Below are 5,005 nucleotides of genomic sequence, written 5' to 3' on the forward strand. Positions count from 1 at the left end.
GATGTGTACGACGCAAAACCTGTGGGAGCGTGGCTTGCCCGCGATGGCCGCACCTCGGTCTGGAGCCAAACTCAAACCGCACTGAACCTCTGCCCCAACCCCCGCTCGGCAAACTGCTCAATGATGAAATCGACAAACGCCCGGGTTTTGCCGGGCAGCAGTTTATGTTCAGCGTAGTAGACAGAAATGTTGCCGTCGTCGACATACCAGTCCGGCAACACCCGCTGCAACGTCCCCGCCTCCAGATAACCCACGGCAAACGGCATGCTCACCAAGGCAATGCCCAAACCCTGGGTCGCCGTGGCGCAGGCGGCTTCCGAATCGCTCATGGTCATCCGCGCCTTGAGGGTCAATGGACTGTGTTGCTGACTACGACTGGTCAACTGCCAGGAACGCACGCGACCGGTCTGCGGCGAGCGAATGAGGATGCCATCGTGATACTTGAGATCGTCCGGCTCGACGATTGCCTCCTGCGCCGCCAGATACTCGGTGGAAGCCACCAACACGCGATGGGCCGGTGTCAGCTTGCGCGCCACCACGCCCTGAGGCAGTTCGAATCCGCCGCCAATCGCGGCGTCGAAGCCCTGGGCAATCAGGTCGACCTGTCGGTTGTCGAAATGCCAGTCCGGGTTGATTGCCGGAAAGCGCCGCAGAAATTCCCCCAGCAACGGCACGATGTACAAGCGCCCGAACACCGTGCCCATGCTGACCTTTAATGTTCCGGCAGGACGCCCTCCGGCGCTGGCGAGATTGGCCACGGCATTCTGGATGGTGTGCAGGCTGCCGCTGACTTCGCCGAGAAACAACTGGCCGGCCTCCGTCAGCGTCAGGCTGCGAGTGCTGCGCTGAAACAATCTGACGCCCAGGCGCGCTTCAAGCTTGGCGACGCTCTTGCCTACCGCCGCCGGTGTCAGGCTCAGACGCCGCGCGGCCTCGGCGAAGCTGCCGACCTCAGCGCTGCGCACAAAGCATTCGATACTGCTGAAGGTTTCCATAGTCGCCACTATAAACTTTTGGTTTACACAGACTATCGCAATTATGGTCTACACAGCATGGAATCCTGAATCGATACTAGGCTCCATCAACCGGGACATCTCGCCTCGGGACTTGGAGATCGACATGACTACTCAGAACCTCAGCGGCAAAGTGGCATTGATTCAAGGTGGTTCCCGCGGTATCGGCGCTGCCATCGTCAAGCGCCTGGCCGCTGAAGGCGCGACCGTTGCCTTCACTTATGTCAGTTCCACGGCCAAGGCCGAAGAACTGCAAGACAGCATCACCGCCAACGGCGGCAAGGCTCTGGCCATCAAGGCCGACAGCGCCGACGCCGAGGCCATTCGCAGCGCCGTGTCCGCCACGGTAGAGACCTTTGGTCGCCTGGATATCCTGGTCAACAATGCCGGCGTGCTGGCCGTCGCACCGCTGGCCGAGTTCAAACTCGAAGACTTCGACCAGACCCTGGCCATCAATGTGCGCAGCGTATTCATCGCCACCCAGGCCGCCGCCAAATACATGACCGAAGGCGGACGCATCATCAACATCGGTAGCACCAACGCCGACCGCATGCCCTTCGCCGGTGGCGGCCCATACGCAATGAGCAAGTCGGCACTGGTCGGCCTGACCAAAGGCCTGGCCCGTGATCTCGGCCCGCAGGGCATCACCATCAATAACGTACAACCGGGTCCGGTCGACACCGACATGAACCCGGCCCACGGCGAATTTGCAGAAAGCCTGATTCCGCTGATGGCCGTGGGCCGCTACGGCAAGGCCGAAGAAATCGCCAGCTTCGTCGCCTACCTCGCCAGCCCTGAAGCCGGCTACATCACGGGGGCCAGCCTGACCATCGACGGTGGTTTCGGCGCCTGATTCGAATCTGCCAACTGCAATAACTGTGGGAGCAGGCTCGCTCCCACATTTTCAGTCGTCAGATCCATTCCAGCGCCGGCAAACCAAAAGCACTCGGCACAAACGCCTTCAACGTACGAAGAATGCCATCGGCATGTGCGTACCTGGCGTCGGCCATTGCCGCATCCGGAATCGCAATCGCCGTCATCCCCGCCGCTTTCGCCGCAGTGACACCGAAAGGCGAATCCTCGAATACCAGGCAGTCTTCGGGTGCAACGCCCAGGCGCCGCGCCGCCGTCAGGAAAATATCCGGTGCCGGTTTGGCCGCACCCACCTCGGGGTCATCGGCGGTGACGATGAAGTCGAACAAGGCGAACCAGTCGCGGTGCAAGGTGGTTTTCTGGCCGAACGACTGGCTCGAAGAACTGGTGCCGACGGCAATGGGAATGTTGTTGGCCTTCAGATGCCGTACCAGCTCCTGTGCGCCAGGCATCGCTTGCGCTGCAGGAAAGCGCTCGCGCATCAACGGCTCACGGATCACCAGAAACTCTTGCGCCGTAATCGGCAAGTCCAGCGCTTGAACCACATAGCGCGCCAGATCGCCCGCGCCCCGGCCAATGATGTTCTGTTTGATGCTCCAGTCGAAGGTTCGGCCGTAACGCGCGGCGATGATGGACGTGACTTCGGTGTAGATGCCCTCTGTGTCCAGCAACAAGCCGTCCATATCGAAAATCACGGCCTTGATCGGGCCGAATGCTTTCAGTGGTGCATTCATCGCATCTGATCCGTTTTTCTAAGGCATCCCGGGCAGCTCAGGTACGGCCTGATGCCCGAATGGATTAAAGGATTCAGCAGCATAGCGAGCGCCGCTGGCTTAGAGCAACGATGAAATCCCGATCCACGCCGAATGGCTCTGCGTGATTTAGCGAATCGCCCTACAGCAAACACCAACTTTCCCGACTTCTTTCCTTGAAGATCCTCCGCAGAGTCTGATGTCCTACATTCCGCCAAGCGAAAGTCCGCAGATGTTCGATCCCCAAAAGGTATTGGCATGCCCCGCGAGCGGCCCTCTGACACTTCGCTCCGGCAAGCATGAACACCACGACGACGCCTCCAGACAGGCAAAAAACCCCAACGGCGACTGTGCTGACACCGTCGAGCACACCGCCACCCACAACTGCCCGGTGTCGATGGTCACTGGCGAGGTATTGCTGACCCTCACGGACAGCACCCTCGACGGGATCTTGCCGTTCGACTTCACCCGCATCTATCGCACCAGTGCCGTCGAGCTCGACACCGGCCTCGGTTTTGGCTGGAGCCATTCGCTGTCCCAGCACCTGGAACTCCACGACGAGCAGGTGCTGTGGATCGACCCCGAAAACCACCGCACGCCATTTCCACGGCCGACGGCGACGCGCCCGGTGATCCACAACAGCCTGTCGCGGGCGGCGCTTTATCTCGGCGAGGAGCCGGACGAACTGATCCTCGCCCTGGCCGGCGACCGAGCGCGGTTCTACCACTTTCATGACGGCCGGCTCAGCGCGATCAGCGACGCCTACGGCAACCGCGTGACGGTGCAGCGGGACCGCTTTGACCGAATCCAACGCCTGGACAACGGCGCCGACCGCGCCTTGCTGCTGCGTTACGACCTCAAGCACCTGATGGCCGTCGATTATCAGGTGTTTCAGCGCAGCGGCCTCGAGGCGCACACCTGGCGCACCGAACAGACACTGGTCAGCTACCGCTACGACGCCCGCCAGCGTCTGATCGAGGCGACCAATGCCGCGGGTGAAAGCGAGCGCTATGACTACGACGAGCAGCACGTCATCCTGCAACGGCAACTGGCCGGCGGCGCGAGTTTCTTCTGGGCGTGGGAACGCTCCGGCAAGGCAGCCCGCTGCATCCATCACTGGGCCTCGTTTGCGCAGATGGAGGTGCGTTACGCCTGGGACGATCAAGGCTGCGTGACGGTGAGCAACGCAGACGGTAGCGAAGAGGTTTACGTTCATGACGACCGCGCGCGGTTGGTGCGCCGGGTCGGGCTGGACGGCGGTGAGCAGCACAAGGCCTACGACGATCAGGGCCGCCTGATCGTCGAGCAGGACGCCCTCGGCGCCGTCACCGAATACCATTATGACGAGGTCGGCCGGCTGATCGCGCTGCTTGCGCCGGATGAGGCGCTCACGTCCTACGAGTATCGCAACGGTTTCCTGCATACCCGCACCCGCGGTCAGGCGACATGGAGCTACCAGCGCAATGCCCAGGGCGACATCACTGCCGTCACCGATCCCGACGGACAGATCATCCGCTATTTCTACGACTCGCAGGGGCGCTTGCTGACGATCCGTTTCCCCGACCAGAGCAGTCACCGGTTTGTCTGGAACGCCTTGGGACAGTTGCTGGAAGAGACCCTGCCGGACGGTGCCCAGCGCACTTTTTCCTACAATGCGTTGGGACGGCGGATTACCCGGCAGAACGAACACGGTGCCGTCACCGGTTATGAGTGGGACGCCGTGGGCCGACTGACCCGGACCACACTGCCCACCGGTGCCCGCCGTGCCTGTCGCTACAACGCCTACGGCCAGGTCACCGCCGACACCGACGAACTGGGACGGGTAACCCGTTACGAATACGCCGACGACTTGCACTTGGTCAGCCGTCGAATCAACCCCGACGGCAGCGCGCTGAAATACCGCTACGACCATGCGCAATTGTTGCTCACCGAGATCGAAAACGAGGTCGGCGACACCTACCGGATGGATTACACCCCAGGCGGATTGATCCGACAGGAGACCGGCTTTGATGGTCGTCGTACCGCCTACAGCTACGACCTCAATGGCCAGTTGCTGGAGAAAACCGAGTTTGGCGACGACGGTTCGCTGCTGGTTACCGCTTATCAACGTGACAGTGCTGGGCGGTTACTGGTCAAAACCTTGCCCGACGGGGTCAAGGTCGAGTACCGCTACGACAGTCTCGGGCGGCTGATCAGTGTCGATGACGGCGAGAACCATCCGCTGGCGTTCGAATACGATCGCCAGGACCGGCTGATCACCGAACATCAGGGCTGGGGCACCCTGCGTTACGGCTACGACGCCTGCGGTCGGCTCAAGCGCCTGCGCCTGCCGGACGCCTGTGCCCTCATCTACCATCACGCCAAGGG

The 5,005-nt window shown here is 61.6% G+C and carries 4 protein-coding genes; 2 read left to right on the forward strand and 2 right to left on the reverse strand.

Annotation, left to right across the window (positions count from 1 at the left end):
• Positions 1–71: 71 nt before the first annotated feature.
• On the reverse strand, positions 72–995 hold the full coding sequence (locus ACXRVY_RS16775; RefSeq protein WP_223462949.1) for a LysR family transcriptional regulator: 924 nt from the start codon (positions 993–995) through the stop codon (positions 72–74).
• 124 nt (positions 996–1,119) lie between these two features.
• On the opposite strand from ACXRVY_RS16775, the gene ACXRVY_RS16780 reads away from it, so the two are divergent.
• Positions 1,120–1,866, forward strand: a complete 747-nt coding sequence (locus ACXRVY_RS16780; RefSeq protein ID WP_223462950.1) for a 3-oxoacyl-ACP reductase family protein — start codon at positions 1,120–1,122, stop codon at positions 1,864–1,866.
• Between the two features lie 58 nt (positions 1,867–1,924).
• Here the strand turns inward: ACXRVY_RS16780 and ACXRVY_RS16785 are convergent, their stop codons facing one another.
• On the reverse strand, positions 1,925–2,620 hold the full coding sequence (locus ACXRVY_RS16785; RefSeq protein WP_223462951.1) for an HAD-IA family hydrolase: 696 nt from the start codon (positions 2,618–2,620) through the stop codon (positions 1,925–1,927).
• 250 nt (positions 2,621–2,870) lie between these two features.
• Here ACXRVY_RS16785 and ACXRVY_RS16790 point away from each other — a divergent pair.
• On the forward strand, positions 2,871–5,005 hold a 2,135-nt coding region (locus ACXRVY_RS16790), incomplete at its 3' end, for a DUF6531 domain-containing protein (protein ID WP_458237801.1).

Source organism: Pseudomonas sp. P5_A2_2 (assembly GCF_054177685.1).